Annotated in this window: 9 protein-coding genes and 1 pseudogene; 4 read left to right on the forward strand and 6 right to left on the reverse strand. The window is 41.2% G+C overall.

Annotation, left to right across the window (positions count from 1 at the left end):
- Nucleotides 1-235, reverse strand: a pseudogene (locus CDG79_RS09215) (photosystem II q(b) protein); the annotation flags it as partial.
- A gap of 175 nt (nucleotides 236-410) precedes the next feature.
- Nucleotides 411-761, reverse strand: coding sequence for a histidine triad nucleotide-binding protein (locus tag CDG79_RS09220; protein ID WP_094341868.1), 351 nt, complete (start codon nucleotides 759-761; stop codon nucleotides 411-413).
- Nucleotides 762-981: 220 nt separating this feature from the next.
- Between CDG79_RS09220 and CDG79_RS09225 the strand changes: the two genes are divergently transcribed.
- Nucleotides 982-2,520: a glycosyltransferase family 39 protein gene (locus CDG79_RS09225; RefSeq protein WP_094341869.1), complete on the forward strand. Its 1,539-nt coding sequence runs from the start codon at nucleotides 982-984 to the stop codon at nucleotides 2,518-2,520.
- Nucleotides 2,521-2,580: 60 nt separating this feature from the next.
- Here the strand turns inward: CDG79_RS09225 and CDG79_RS09230 are convergent, their stop codons facing one another.
- Nucleotides 2,581-4,530, reverse strand: a complete 1,950-nt coding sequence (locus tag CDG79_RS09230) for an amino acid transporter (RefSeq protein WP_094341870.1) — start codon at nucleotides 4,528-4,530, stop codon at nucleotides 2,581-2,583.
- 680 nt (nucleotides 4,531-5,210) lie between these two features.
- On the opposite strand from CDG79_RS09230, the gene CDG79_RS09235 reads away from it, so the two are divergent.
- Nucleotides 5,211-6,227, forward strand: coding sequence for a ribose-phosphate pyrophosphokinase (locus CDG79_RS09235; RefSeq protein ID WP_094341871.1), 1,017 nt, complete (start codon nucleotides 5,211-5,213; stop codon nucleotides 6,225-6,227).
- 130 nt (nucleotides 6,228-6,357) lie between these two features.
- On the opposite strand, the gene CDG79_RS09240 is transcribed toward CDG79_RS09235, so the two are convergent.
- Complete coding sequence (locus CDG79_RS09240) at nucleotides 6,358-9,999, reverse strand: response regulator (protein ID WP_094341872.1); 3,642 nt, start codon at nucleotides 9,997-9,999, stop codon at nucleotides 6,358-6,360.
- Between the two features lie 585 nt (nucleotides 10,000-10,584).
- Between CDG79_RS09240 and CDG79_RS44765 the strand changes: the two genes are divergently transcribed.
- A complete protein-coding gene (locus CDG79_RS44765) occupies nucleotides 10,585-10,716 on the forward strand; it encodes a hypothetical protein (protein ID WP_262985785.1) in 132 nt (43 codons plus the stop codon).
- Between the two features lie 75 nt (nucleotides 10,717-10,791).
- Here the strand turns inward: CDG79_RS44765 and CDG79_RS09245 are convergent, their stop codons facing one another.
- Together CDG79_RS09245 and CDG79_RS09250 are read right to left on the reverse strand one after the other, a co-directional pair.
- Complete coding sequence (locus tag CDG79_RS09245) at nucleotides 10,792-11,709, reverse strand: hypothetical protein (protein WP_094341873.1); 918 nt, start codon at nucleotides 11,707-11,709, stop codon at nucleotides 10,792-10,794.
- A gap of 58 nt (nucleotides 11,710-11,767) precedes the next feature.
- Nucleotides 11,768-12,046: a GlsB/YeaQ/YmgE family stress response membrane protein gene (locus tag CDG79_RS09250; RefSeq protein ID WP_094332884.1), complete on the reverse strand. Its 279-nt coding sequence runs from the start codon at nucleotides 12,044-12,046 to the stop codon at nucleotides 11,768-11,770.
- 603 nt (nucleotides 12,047-12,649) lie between these two features.
- On the opposite strand from CDG79_RS09250, the gene CDG79_RS09255 reads away from it, so the two are divergent.
- A complete protein-coding gene (locus tag CDG79_RS09255) occupies nucleotides 12,650-13,954 on the forward strand; it encodes a M16 family metallopeptidase (RefSeq protein ID WP_094341874.1) in 1,305 nt (434 codons plus the stop codon).
- Nucleotides 13,955-14,004: the final 50 nt, after the last annotated feature.

Below are 14,004 nucleotides of genomic sequence, written 5' to 3' on the forward strand. Positions count from 1 at the left end.
AGATGATGTTGTTTCCGTAGATTAAGGAACCTGCTACGGGTTCGCGGATACCATCGATGTCTACTGGTGGTGCGGCGATGAAGGCGACTACGAAGCAAGCGGTGGCGGCTAGCAAGGTGGGGATCATGACTACGCCGAACCAACCGATGTAAATCCGGTTGTTGGTGCTGGTGATCCATTCACAGAATCTATCCCATACGTTGGCGCTTTCGCGGCGTTGTAAGGTTGCTGTCATGGTTTTATAAGTGCGGTTTGTTGTTTATGATTTCGATAAGCAAATTTGCTTACCTATGTCTATTACATTAGAAGCAAAATTGAGAGTTGTAAAGAAATATTAAATAGGAATTGATTATAACAGTGATTTGTTTTACGGATGAATTGTGTCTAAAGACACAATTCATCCACTTTTATCAACCAGGGGGCCAGTTCAACTGCCGTCCTCCCAAAATATGCACATGTAAGTGGTGGACTGTCTGACCACCATCGTCACCAGTGTTGATAACAACTCGATAACCATTTTTCAATTCAGCAACTTCTGCAACACGTTTGGCGGTTAACAAAAGATGCCCCAACAGAGCATGATCTTGAGATTCAGCATCAGCTAGCGTGGGAATGGGTTTTTTGGGAATAACGAGGATGTGAACAGGTGCTTGGGGATGGATATCTTTGAATGCTAAGACCAAATCATCTTCATAAACAATATCGGCGGGAATTTCCCGACGAATGATTTTGCTGAAAATCGTTTCTATAGTTTCACTCATGCTAATCTACCTACTCATCTGCTAGAGATTTTAAAGGTTTAGTGTAGTAACTAGATCGTCTAGACAACAAAATACTCATTCCTGTGATAGAGTCTCCATAGATAACATTCCTCCCACCACAACATAGAGACAATGATTACAATCTCTTACTGAACGATAGGGTGGGATTTTGATGATTAGAAAGTTGTATATCTAATGTACCAGTGCTTTGGAGATTTTTATGAAACAGTCAAAATACTATTTTGTTGTTTTTATTATTATCATAATTAGCATATTTCTGCGTTTCTGTTTATTGCAAAATCAAAGTCTTTGGTTTGATGAAGGCTGGAGTCTAGCTTTATCTGATGCTACAAGTGTTCAAGAAAATTTATCCAACATTGTAAATCGAGAAGCTGGTGATAAATACCAACCACTTTATTATTTGGTCTTATTCTATTGGCGTTCAGTGTTTGGAGATAGTGAATTTGCGATTAGATCGCTCTCATCCTTACTAGGAGTCGGCTCAGTAATTGCCATATTTTTTACGAGTCTACGTGTTTATGGAAGAAAACATGCTTTATGGTCGTCTACGATCATAGCAGTTAGTTCTTTTAGCGTATTCTACAGCCAAGATGCCAGACCTTACGCATTATTAATATTTATAACCTCACTTCAAATATATTTTTTTAGTTATGCAATTACTGTAGATAAGAGGAATAAAATTATTCCCCAATTGCTTTTTGGTATCTTTACGGCCATAGGAAGTTTTGGCAGTATTTTGACAATTATATTTAGTTCATCAATTTGTTTATCTCATGCAATTATTTATAGAAACTTAAAAGAATTGCTCAGATGGTGGATACCTCCGGTAGTTTTTTCCTCTCCAATGCTTTGGTTCTACTTATCATCACCAGCTGCATCCGATCCAACTGCTACTCAAGTTACTCGGACTGGATTACCTATAATTACAAACATAATTTTTGTGTTCTACGGTATATTAGTCGGGACATCCTATGGGCCGCCACTGGAGAAATTACGCGATCCAGAAAAGATAAATGTTTTACTTGGTTACTGGCCTCAGTTATTAATATTTATTATTGTCATTACAGTCATCTTTTTAGCTTTAGTAAAAAGTCTATCAAGACACCGCAAGAGGAAAAGATATCAACAGGCTGATTACTTTTTCACATCGCTTTTAGTAACATCATTTTTACTAACCTTGCTGTTTGCCTTGGCAACCAAAATTAATTGGCTACCTCGCCACTCTTTTTATCTATGTATACCAATTTTCATTTTGATTCCATCAACTTTTTTACATAATTATCAGCGCCAGAATAAAGTTTCTCTAGTCTCTCAAATTCCAAAGTTAGCTACTGTTTCTTTGCTATTGATGAATGTTTCTTCAAATTGGCAATACTATTCCAATCCCGCCTATTCAAAAGATGACTACCGTTCGGCTGTTCGCTATCTGCTACAAAATCGAAATGAATCTGCAAAATCTGTATTGTTATACGGGCAGCCTAGATTACTAAAATATTACGGAGATTCATCAACCATATATGCACCAGATTATATTCGGAAAATTATGAAGGGAAAAAATATTGGAGAAAAAGTTAGTATAGCGACAAACAATGCAGATACAGTTTTTGTGATAATTAACCGCGAATTTTATTGGGAATTTAGAGATGTTTTTCAAGCAGAAATGAGTGATTTATATAAACTACAAGGTGAGGCTGATTGGCCTTATATGAAAATATATCGATTCACAAGAAAAAAATAGAAAAAAGTGCTTAGTATATTGAGTTTTTCCCAAGGCGGCTCAATTATTTATGATGCTTAATCAACCCCCAACATGAACGCCAGGACGTTTGTGGGGATTTTTTTCAGCCCGACGGAGTACTTCACGGGTGACTACAGCAATATCACCCTCACCAAACAAGATAAAACGCAGTAAGTATTGTATGGGGTTGCCCTCAACCCAGCCGAAGTAGGCATGAGGAATTTTACCTGTATGGTCACGAATATAAAGCAGTAAAGCCGCGATCGCATTAGGTACTGCTGCACTCTCAGCCCTTAAAATGCGATAATCACCAACTTGCACCCCTCTTACTTTGATGATATCCGCAAACTCGGAAGCATCTGATACCTGAATCTCTAGAAAAAGAATTGGATCGTTGGCTGGAATATGGTTATCCTCGCGGACTTCTTTCTCTTTTAAAAAATACTCTAGGACATCGCCTGTATTCAACCTATTTGCAATTAGCCGTATTGCTCCCTGGCTCTCTTCCGCAAGAAATTGACCGGCAAGTTCGTCAACTTCGATCCGTTCTGCTCGCAGTTCCGTTGAACGCCAAACACGAGAAACTAGTGAGGTAAAAATGATCGCACCAATGAAAAATCCAGCGATCCTAATCCCCTCTGGTCTTTCGATGATATTAACAACAGTAGTATATAAAAATAACAGTGTGATAATCCCAAAAACAAGTTTTGCCCGCTTCTCTCTGTGACGGTGGGCTGATAAGGTTACGGCAAAGGCTGCTGAGGTAATCAATACAAGCACACCAGTTGCGTAAGCCCCACCTTGGGCTTCTACACTTGCTTTGAAGATGATTGTGACAACAAAAGCGATCGCTGTGTACACCAACACTAAAGGTCGCGTTACTCGTGCCCAATTGGGTGCCATACCATACCGTGGTAGATAACGAGGCACAATATTCAGCAGCCCTGCCATTGCAGATGCACCTGCAAACCACAAAATGGAAATAGTACTGACATCGTAAATCGTGCCAAAGCCATTACCGAGATACAGATGTGCTAAATAAGCCAGGGCTCGTCCGTTAGCTTTGCCTCCAGATGCAAATTCTGCAACTGGAATCAGTAGAGTGGTTATAAAGCTGGTGGTGAGCAAAAAGAAGCTCATAATCAGAGCAGCAGTAGTCAGCAGCTTACGTGTATTCTGAATCCGTCCTTTGGAATATTGGGAAGTGTCACTACTGCTACCTTTGACGAGGGGCATAACGGTGACACCAGTTTCAAAGCCTGACAATCCTAGTGCTAGCTTTGGAAATATGAGCAGAGATATACCAATTAGTATCAAAGGGTTGGAATGGCGGGCAAAAAGTGCCGTATGCCAGTTAGCGATCGCTCCTGGGTGAGTTAAAATCTGATACACACCAACGCTAACGACTATGGAGTTTAACAGCAAATAAACTCCCACCAACACGACTGCAATTCCAATTGCTTCTCGGAAACCTCTCAAGAAAACTGCGCCTAGTAATGCAACTAATACTAGGGTGATTGCGATCGCTTGACCGTGAAACCAATCTGGGATCAGGGGATTTTCGATTATATGGGCTGTAGCATCAGCAGCCGATAGGGTAATGGTAATAATAAAGTCGGTTGCCACAAAGCCAAGTAAGCACAGCACAAGTAATTTACCTTGCCACCAAGGGAGCAAACGCTCTAACATTGCGATCGACCCTTCACCATGAGGGCTTTCGGCAGCAATGCGTCTATAGATTGGCAACGCTCCGAACAGCGTCAGCAAAACTAGAATCAGGGTAGCTATAGGAGAAAGAGCGCCAGCAGCCAGTGCTGCAATACCAGGTTGATAGCCAAGGGTTGAGAAATAATCTACACCAGTCAAGCACATGACCTGCCACCAAGAATGCTGGCGATGTGCTTCTTCCTTACGACGGTACGATCCTTCCTTATCTGGTCTGTTTTCTTCAAGCAACCAGCTAATAAACTGACTGCTGAGGCGTTTTGTTGAAACAATTGATTTAGCCATCAAATACGGTTGTGTTGCAAAACTTGGCTTGGTGATTTGCTAAAATTTTTAGCTACAAATATATAGCAACTATATATTGTAGATTAAGCATCCTGTCATATTTACAAAATATTTTAGTGAGACTAGACCAGCAAGATCGACGGAAGTCAAATCCTAAAGAAAGACTTATCAACCTTATCCGCTCCGAAAAGACCGACGGCAAAGGATTTAAGACTTTAATAGTACCGTTCGGGCGTGGCTTCCGGCTTGAAACTAAAAATTAAGTCTGCCAGTTTATTTATTTACCGCTAGGATCGTAGAATATAATTAGATACGTGTTGCACACTTAGCCACAAGCGTTCAACACGTATCTAAAAACAAACTTTAATATTACTTAAGTTGTAAATGCTTTCCTGTCACTTATAAATGAGGTAGTTAGAATAAGCAATCTATCACACCAATCTTTGAGAGATTGGGGTTATTTACCTCACCCCAAAAAACTTGAACTATAGACCTAGTGGACGGATTAGATGCTCCTTAAGCAATCAATAGTTTGCTTGCCAAGAACATTAGACAGTTAGCGAACGATCGTTTTATGGAAAGATGTTTTAATTTTGTATGGAAGCTTCAATAAAACTCGCAAGTGTTTTTTTAGGCAATTTCTCGGTTAAATCTATTAAATCTCTAATGATAATATTACTATGAATGCACATAGAGGATCTGCTGTGCTCAGTTCTGCAACTTTCAAAGTGCAACCATCTGCAACAGGACTGACCGAGAATCATCGCCTGCGGCTGTTTTCTGGCTCTGCCAATATCCAACTGTCTCAAGAAGTCGCTCGTTATCTGGGCATGGACTTGGGGCCAATGATTCGCAAAAGATTTGCGGATGGAGAACTTTACGTTCAAATCCAAGAATCTATTCGTGGTTGTGATGTCTATTTAATCCAGCCATGTTGTCAACCTGTGAACGATCATTTGATGGAATTATTGATTATGGTTGACGCTTGTCGTCGAGCTTCTGCGCGACAGGTGACGGCAGTAATTCCCTACTATGGCTATGCTCGTGCCGATCGCAAAACAGCAGGACGAGAGTCAATCACCGCCAAGCTGGTTGCTAACTTGATCACTGAAGCTGGTGCTAACCGCGTTCTAGCAATGGATTTGCACTCGGCGCAAATTCAAGGTTATTTCGATATCCCCTTTGACCATGTTTATGGTTCGCCAGTATTGCTGGATTATCTAGCAAGCAAACAACTGCCCGATGTTGTAGTTGTTTCTCCTGATGTTGGCGGTGTAGCACGGGCGAGAGCATTTGCCAAAAAACTGAATGATGCGCCACTGGCAATTATTGACAAACGTCGTCAGGCACATAATGTTGCAGAAGTGTTAAATGTCATCGGCGATGTTAGAGGCAAAACGGCAGTGTTGGTCGATGACATGATCGACACAGGCGGCACGATCGCAGAAGGGGCGCGATTACTACGTGAAGAAGGAGCGCGTCAGGTATATGCCTGTGCAACTCATGCGGTATTCTCTCCACCAGCGATGGAGCGATTGTCTAGTGGTTTGTTTGAGGAAGTAATTGTCACCAATACGATCCCCATACCAGAAAGTAATCGTTTTCCCCAACTAGTGGTGCTGTCAGTGGCTAATCTCTTAGGAGAAACCATTTGGCGGATTCATGAAGATACTTCAGTTAGTAGTATGTTTCGCTAAATCGTCATTCACGTTATCTTTATAGGTATCAATTACCCACACTGTACCCTTTAATTGGTTACGTGTGGGTTTTTAAATACCTCAAATTTTTGTACTGAGATTACAGAAAACTCTTTCTCTCCCCATTCCCTTACCGATACAGCCAAACCCGGAGTAGTGAAAGCAGTTGCTCAGTATCTACAGGTTTGGTGATATAGTCAGAGGCTCCAGCTTCGATGCACTTTTCGCGATCGCCTGGCATAGCTTTGGCAGTTAAAGCAATTATTGGTAGGGAGCGAAACTGTTGTCGCTGACGGATGGCACGGGTGGTTTCGTAACCATCCATTTGTGGCATCATGATATCCATCAATACTATATTAATGTCAGGATTAGTTTGCAGCATCTCTATGCCATCTCTGCCATTTTCGGCAAACAGTACTTGCATTTGATAGCTTTCTAAAAAGCTGGTCAGGGCAAAAATATTCCGCAGGTCATCATCTACAATCAAAATTTTCCGATTAGTCAGCACCGGATCGTTTTGGTGTAGTTGCTCTAGCATCTGACGCTTTGGTGGGGGCAAATTTGCTTGCACCCGATGCAAAAATAGAGCAGTTTCGTCTAACAACCGCTCTGGCGATCGCACATTTTTAATAATAATTGTCTCTGCTAGTCCCCGCAGTTGGGTTTCTTCTTGTCGGCTGAGTTCTTTGCCGGTGTAAACGATGATCGGCAGTTTCAACAGCCTAGGTTCTTGCTTGATTTGCTCAATTAGTTCAAACCCGCTCATGTCGGGCAGACCGAGATCGAGTACCATACAATCAAAGTGATGCGATCGCAAAATCGACAGTGCTTCTGCCCCCGTACCCACTGCTGTACTCTGGACATCACCATTACCAATCAGTTCGATAATACTTTGGGCTTGTACTGGGTCATCTTCTACGATCAGGAGATTTCTAACCTGACGCTCAATAAAGCCTTTAATATCAGTCAATACCTGAGTTAGCGCTTCTGGAGAAACCGGTTTTTGGAGATAGGTAATCGCTCCTAGCTGTAGTCCCCGTTGCTGTCTTTCATCCACAGAAAGTATATGTACTGGTATATGTCTGGTATCTGGCTTGTGCTTGAGACGATCCAGAACCGTCCAACCATCCATTTCTGGCATATAAATATCGAGCATAATGGCATCGGGCTTAAACTCTTGCGCGAGTACTAGACCTTGTTTGCTCTGTAAGGCAACAATGGTTTTAAAACCCTGCTCCCGTGCCATATCTAGTAAGATACGGGCGAATTTATCATCATCTTCGATAATTAGCAAAACGCGATCGCCCGGTTGAATTATTTCCCGATCATCTGGAATTTCGTGGGGGAAGGTAGTAGATACTTTCGCAGATGGAGAAGTGTCCACAGTTGTGGGTTTGCTTTCGACCAGAGGCACTTTTTTTATCGTCGATGCTTTGCGGATAGTGGTTGGTGTTGGCTCCAGGGATGTAAGAGTATTTTTACCATTCTTTTCCTGTCGCTTGGGCAAGTAGAGAGTGAAGGTGCTTCCCTGCCCTGCTTGGCTGACTAGTTCAATTCTCCCTCCCAACAGTTGAGCCAATTCGCGGCTGATGGACAAACCCAAGCCAGTCCCGCCGTACTTGCGGCTGGTTGTGCCATCTGCTTGCTGAAATGCCTCGAAAATAATCTTTTGCTTCTCGTCTGGAATGCCTATACCCGTGTCGCTAACGGCAAAAGCAATCATGGGATTATCAACTTGGGTTCCATCAGAAGACATGCTAATTTCTAACTTCACACCTCCCTTTTCAGTAAACTTAAAGGCGTTAGCTAGGAGATTTTTCAGTACTTGTTGCAGACGTTTGGAGTCATTAGAAATTGTCGCAGGTAACTTATCATCCAGTTCAATAGTAAAACTGAGTTCTTTATTGTGGGCTACTTGTCGGAAAGTCTGTTCTAGAGATGTTTCCAAGTCTGCAAAAGCAATTTGCTCAATATTGAGCGACATAGTACCCGACTCAATTTTTGCTAAATCTAGAATGTCATTGATCAACTCCAGCAAATCAGTGCCAGCCGAGTAAATAGTCCGGCTGTACTCTACCTGTTTATCGGTCAAGTTGTTAAGAGAATTATCTGATAAGAGTCTTGCTAAAATTAACAAACTATTTAGCGGTGTCCGTAATTCGTGGGACATATTCGCCAGAAATTCTGACTTATATTTGGAAGATAAGGCCAGTTGTTCAGCTTTTTCTTCAAAAGACTGCCTTGCTCGTTCAACTTCCTGGTTCTTGCGAGCAACTTCCCGATTTTGAACTTCTAACAATTCCGCCTTTTCTTCTAGCTCCTCATTTAATTGTTGTAATTCTTCGTTAGACTGCTTGACAATAAATTGTGATTCTTCCAACTCGTGCGCCTGCTCTTCTAGCCGTTGATTGCTCTGCTGTAGTTCTTCTTGCTGAGTTTGCAGTTCTTCTGTTAAAGCAACAGACTCTTCAAGTAGTTGCTGGGTTTGCAATTGTGAAGCGATGTTATTTAAAAATACTCCCAAATTTTCACTCAATTGCTCTAAAAATATCAGATGCAGATGGCTAAAAGGCCCAAAAGAGGCAAGTTCAATTACAGCATTTACCTGCGCCTCAAACAGTATAGGCAAAACAATAATATTTAACGGTGGTGCTTCTCCCAAGCCGGAACTGATGCGAATATAGTTACTAGGAACTTCTGTGAGGAGGATTCTTTGTTTTTCTAGGGCGCATTGTCCCACCAATCCCTCGCCCAAGCGAAACTGATTTGCTAGATTTTTTCGTTCTTTGTAAGCATAACTACTCAGCAACTTCAGCACTGGCTGGTCGTCTATAGAGGCCATCGCATAAAAAACGCCCTGCGATGCCCCAACCAATGGTGCTAAATTCGACAATATTAAGCTAGTTGCACTTTCCAGATGGCGCTGCCCTTGGAGCATCTGGGTAAATTCAGCTAAGTTAGACTTTAGCCAGTTTTGCTCGTCATTTTTTTGAGTTGTGTTTCGCAGATTAACGATCATCTGGTTGAAGGTGCGCGTCAACACGCCAATTTCATCTAGGCGATCGCTATCTGCTAAACTCACCGATAAATCCCCATCCGCCATTTTTTCTGCCAAACCAGAAACTTGCTTCAACGGTACTGAGATATGTCTGGTCAGGATGAATCCGATCAAAGCCAAGAGCAAAGAAAATAGGGGAATACTAAGGACAATGCTAGCGATGGTTTGCTGGGCAGCTGCTTGTGCTTTTTGAGAACGTTGCTTCAGGAGTCCATTTTCCTCATTTTCCATCGCCAAGATTACTTTGCGGATTTCACTCATCACTTGCTTACCCTGGTCTGTCAGTACAACCTTCTGGGAAACTTCAAAGCCTTGATTTTGGCGCAAGTCAATGGTTTCTTTAAGTTCAGCCAGCTTTTGAGCGATTAGTGGCTGTAAACTATCCAGTCGTCGCTGTTGGTTGGGGTTATCTACTGTTAATCTCTGAAGTTCCCTGACTTTTTGCTCCAACACACTAATGGCAGCATTATAAGGTTCCAGATAGCTCTGTTTTCCAGTAATTACATAACCACGTTGCCCAGTCTCAGCATTGGTCAGTTGCAAGTTCAGGTCTTCAAGTTGACTTAGCACCTGGTAGGTATGGTTTTCTTTGACTGAAGTTTCAATTAGATCGTTGGTACTTTGGTAGGAGATTAGACCAATGGCGGTCAGAGTTGCCAAACTCAGGGCAAAACTTACTCCAATCTTGGTTCCAATCTTCAAACGGTTCAACATTATTCCAGGCAGGTATTCAAATTAATTCTGTTATGATTTTGTTTTAACTATCCAAAAAAATGTAAGATATTTCGCTATCATCGGATATCGCTAGTTTTTAGGACTCTAAAGACGAGCGATCGCATTTTAATCCTTTTATAAATGTGATGTGATTTTAAATATAAGTATATAAATATTTTTCTCTAGCATTTTTATAATTTAGCAAACATTAAACTTTTAGATAGCATAACTTTCTTCAACAGGAGTAACAAATTTACTTTTTAATTTAATTTGGCGGTGAATATTGATCGCTTACTCTTAGATTATTTATAAATTTAACATACATTAGACTTTACTAAAAAATGGTGGTTTTTATGATTGCAGTCATTGACCTAGTAAGACCAAAATTATGCAAAGTCCCAAAGGCACAATTTATTGATTGCGAACCATAATACGATATCATCCAATGTCATCATCCTCTCGACACTATAGGACTCCTATTTGATTTTTGAACAAGATGCAAATAGGAGTCCTATATAGTGGCTTTTGCTAATGGACACGAAATCACTATTATTGTATATTCCTATACGTGTTAACCGGAAGATTATGTTTAAGCAAGTTGATAGAAATCAACCAAATATGTTACGAACCGTAAATAGCATTAAAGCCCTGACCAATGACAGCCGTCGCCAGTTAGCTTTAATTGCGCCGACCTACTTACAAGGGGCATTATGGTAGAAAACAAGAGTTTCAAAAAACAATATTCCCTTAGGATTTTATGTGCTTTATATAACATTCTAAATTGATATTTAACTAGAAGTTTGTAGTCTGGCGATCGCTTCTAGCTGCATTAAGCTCAGATTGGCTGTATATACCAAAATGTTGGATTTTGTTACTTTCTAAAATAGCTCTTGCACCTGCTATGTAAATATCAGTACCTTTTATGACTACTAAATAATGACCAAGGGCCACTTGCTGGTCATAATATCTAACTAGATCGTTAGGAATTCCGAGAGTTGTGTAGTTATCTTGAGAACTCCTGAGATTCCCTTCACAAATATCACCTAGACTGCTTCTATTTTTAGCAACTACTGATACTTGACTCATCGGAAAGTCAGCAGTTCTCAATTCAGTAAGGACTCTTTCCGTATCTTGGCGCGTATAAAAAACACCAATAGCATGTCTATAGCGACTATTTGGGGTTAAGTATGGCTCATTAACACTTCGTTGTCCTCGTTGTTGAATATCGCGGCGATTAAAAATCCTCTTAGCAAGACGGATTTCTATGTCTATACCGGTTACTATCAGCAAATAGTAACTTTTACAGACGAGATCGCTATAACCCCGTGCTTCCTCTTTGGGAATTCCTAAATTTAGGAATATACTAGGCAAACCACCTGCTAAAGTAGTAGCGATCGCTGTTGCTTCTGCTCCGGCTATCATGACTCGGCCTATACCAGGAATTACCCAAAGGACTAGACCGACTAATAAGCCACTAAGATCGCCTAAAGCACCACCATTGAAGACTTCATCAACATCTTCTCCAGATGTATTGCTAGTGCGTTCTTTAACTTCAACACCAGCAATATCACTTTGTTCTTCCACATTCCGGGCAATTACAGAAACCTTGTGCATTGGAAAATTAGAAGCTTTGAGTTCCTGAAGTGCCAATTGTGCATCTGAACATCTAGCGAACACTCCTACAGTTATTCGCTCTTTATCTAATGTCATTTTATCGGTTTTTTGCAGCTAGAAGTGATTCCCAAAATTGTCAGTTAATTTGAGGTTATTACACAGCCCGACGAGTCAGTATACCCCAAAGGAAAATCAATAACATAGCACCAAGGACAGCAAATAAAATGCTTCCAAGGGACAAAGCTCCTACAGATGCGGCGGCGGCTGAACTACTTCCGAGTAAAGCTTGACCCAAGTAACCACCGACTACAGCTCCAAGTATTCCTAGTACAATCGTGGAGAGAATACCGCCACCTTGGGTTCCTGGATAAAATAACTTAGCCAACGCACCTGCAATTAAACCTAAAACCAACCAAGCAATAATGTTAGTCATTGAATTTCTCCTTCGTGGAAATCTGCCTTGTTTGTTTTTGACTATTTCATATTAAAGTTTGTCTATAAAATTCCCGATCTATCTAGAGAACTAATATCAAAAATCTTTAGATATTATTTGAATAATCACAAAGTTGGTTGTATTTAACGATGAATATATAAATGAGTAACATTAATGTCTTTGCTATGGGAATCATCCTTTTTGCTTTAACTATATAAACCAATAGGCGGATCTCAATTAATGACGTAGGTGTAGCCAGCCGGATGTATCATACTTGCTTCTAACTTCTGATATATAAACAATTAATCCTCTAGATAGATGTGTTTTTATTATCTGTAAAAACGAATCTTTTAGCTAGGACTTACGATACCCCTAGCTACCTTTAAGCGATCGCTCTAAGATCCTTTTAAGACCAATGGTGAATACTCCTAATTGTCGATGGCTGAAACCCTTGTTTTTACGTTGATTTTTAAAAGTTTGTGGTTTACTGATAATCCTTACTCTCGTTAGTTTGCCGAACCTCTCCCTGGGAGAGGTATTTTTATATAGATTTTCCGTCGCGGATAAGATAAAGAAGTAACATAGCTCCTCACACAAGTAGCAATGACTTCAACCCTGCGGAAATTTACTCGTCTTCATAGCCCAACACTGCATCAGTTACCCAATGGTTTGACAATTATTGCGGAGCAGATGCCAGTTGAAGCTGTAAACCTCAATTTATGGATTAAAGTTGGTTCAGCCGTAGAATCTGATGCCATTAACGGTATGGCTCATTTTTTAGAGCACATGATTTTTAAGGGAACAGAACGACTGGCTAGCGGTGAGTTTGAACGTCGAATTGAAGAACGGGGTGCTGTTACCAATGCCGCTACCAGCCAAGACTATACTCATTACTATATAACCACTGCCCCCAAAGATTTTGCCCAGCTTGCTCCACTACAAATAGATGTAGTATCAAATGCTAGTATTCCTGATGATGCTTTTGAACGCGAGCGATTAGTAGTTTTAGAAGAAATTAGGCGTTCAGAGGATAATCCCCAACGGCGGACATTTCGCCGAGCAATGGAGACAGCCTATAGTGAGCTACCTTATCGCCGGGCGGTATTGGGGCCAGAATCGGTAATTTCTGAACTTAAACCCCAGCAGATGCGGGATTTTCATGATATTTGGTATCAACCCCAGTCAATTACTGCTGTAGCTGTGGGCAATTTACCTGTGGAAGAATTAATTGCGATCGTTGCTGAAGGATTTACAAAAGCCAATAAAACTCAGTACTCCCCAATCCCCAATCGCCACGGGCTAAACGCCCCGCTACCGCTAACAGCACTCAACCCTGAATCACCATTTACAGAAATTGTCCGTCGAGAATTTACAGATGAAAGTCTCCAGCAAGCAAGGCTAGTGATGCTTTGGCGGGTTCCAGGAATGGCGCAGTTAGATCGCACCTATGGACTGGATGTTTTAGCAGGAGTTTTGGGACATGGACGGACATCAAGGTTGGTGAGGGATTTACGAGAAGAACGGGGATTAGTTACTGCAATTTCTGTGAGCAATATGAGCAATCAGCTGCAAGGGACATTTTATATTTCAGCTAAATGTGCAGTGGAAAATTTAGCTGAAGTAGAGGATGCGATCGCTCAACACATTCGCAAAGTCCAAACTGAGTTAGTCACAGAGTCAGAAATTGCCCGTGTACGGCGGCGAGTAGCGAACAGATTTATTTTTGGCAACGAAACACCAAGCGATCGCACTGGGTTGTATGGTTACTATCATTCCTTAGTGGGAGATTTAGAACCCGCCTTTAACTACCCAGATTATATTCAGAGTCAAGATGCAACTGATTTGATGCAAGCAGCCAAAGAGTATCTTTCCCCAGAGGCTTATGGTGTAGTTGTCGTCAAGCCGTAAATTAAAAATGGGGCATGGGGCATTGGGCATTAATCAATAGTTCTTCTTCC

The organism is Nostoc sp. 'Peltigera membranacea cyanobiont' 232, from assembly GCF_002245985.1.
Taxonomy (GTDB): domain Bacteria; phylum Cyanobacteriota; class Cyanobacteriia; order Cyanobacteriales; family Nostocaceae; genus Nostoc.

Bases quoted from the DNA above. Each gene is read 5' to 3' on its own strand.
- CDG79_RS09220 (WP_094341868.1), bottom strand. From the start codon at position 761: ATGAGTGAAACTATAGAAACGATTTTCAGCAAAATCATTCGTCGGGAA.
- CDG79_RS09225 (WP_094341869.1), top strand. From the start codon at position 982: ATGAAACAGTCAAAATACTATTTTGTTGTTTTTATTATTATCATAATT.
- CDG79_RS09230 (WP_094341870.1), bottom strand. From the start codon at position 4,530: ATGGCTAAATCAATTGTTTCAACAAAACGCCTCAGCAGTCAGTTTATT.
- CDG79_RS09235 (WP_094341871.1), top strand. From the start codon at position 5,211: ATGAATGCACATAGAGGATCTGCTGTGCTCAGTTCTGCAACTTTCAAA.
- CDG79_RS09240 (WP_094341872.1), bottom strand. From the start codon at position 9,999: ATGTTGAACCGTTTGAAGATTGGAACCAAGATTGGAGTAAGTTTTGCC.
- CDG79_RS44765 (WP_262985785.1), top strand. From the start codon at position 10,585: ATGTTTAAGCAAGTTGATAGAAATCAACCAAATATGTTACGAACCGTA.
- CDG79_RS09245 (WP_094341873.1), bottom strand. From the start codon at position 11,709: ATGACATTAGATAAAGAGCGAATAACTGTAGGAGTGTTCGCTAGATGT.
- CDG79_RS09250 (WP_094332884.1), bottom strand. From the start codon at position 12,046: ATGACTAACATTATTGCTTGGTTGGTTTTAGGTTTAATTGCAGGTGCG.
- CDG79_RS09255 (WP_094341874.1), top strand. From the start codon at position 12,650: ATGACTTCAACCCTGCGGAAATTTACTCGTCTTCATAGCCCAACACTG.